The 689-nt window shown below is 68.8% G+C and carries 1 pseudogene; it reads right to left on the reverse strand.

Annotation, left to right across the window (positions count from 1 at the left end):
* Positions 1–479, reverse strand: a pseudogene (locus tag KV205_RS35955) (tetratricopeptide repeat protein); the annotation flags it as partial.
* Between the last annotated feature and the right edge of the window lie 210 nt (positions 480–689).

Consider the following 689-nt stretch of genomic DNA (forward strand, 5'->3'; position numbering starts at 1 on the left):
CGACGGAACGAGGACGGACGGTCGTCGCGACGCTCGTCGCGACGGAACCCACCGCCACGGTTGTCGTCACGCCGGTCATCGCGGCCGTACGAGGGACGGTCATCACGACGGAACGAGGACGGACGGTCGTCGCGACGCTCGTCGCGACGGAACCCACCGCCACGGTTGTCGTCACGCCGGTCGTCACGGCCGTACGAGGGACGGTCATCGCGGCGGTACGACGGGCGGTCGTCGCGGCGGTCGCCACGGTTGTCGTCGCGGCGGAAGCCGCCACCACGGTTGTCATCGCGGCGGTCGTCACGACGGTCATCCCGCCGGTCGTCGCGACGGAACGAAGGGCGGTCGTCGCGGCCGCGGTAACCACCGCCGCCACCGCCACGGTTGTCGTCACGGCGCGGCCCACGGAAGCCGCCCCGCTCGCCACCGTCCCGGCGACGCGGCTCGCGCTCCGGACGATCGTCGGGAGAGTTGGTGGACATCGACGTGACTCCTGTCTTCGGGTACTGCAGTCATTCTCGCGCAGCCGGCACCGCACCGCGCTTTCAACAAATACAAGGAAAAACAAAAGGACCCCTGGTCCCAGCGTGAACGCTGGGACCAGGGGTCCTGAAAGATTGTTCGGCGGCGTCCTACTCTCCCACAGGGTCCCCCCTGCAGTACCATCGGCGCTGAAAGGCTTAGCTTCCGGG

The sequence above is a fragment of the Streptomyces sp. SKN60 genome, assembly GCF_026236535.1.
Lineage (GTDB): Bacteria > Actinomycetota > Actinomycetes > Streptomycetales > Streptomycetaceae > Streptomyces.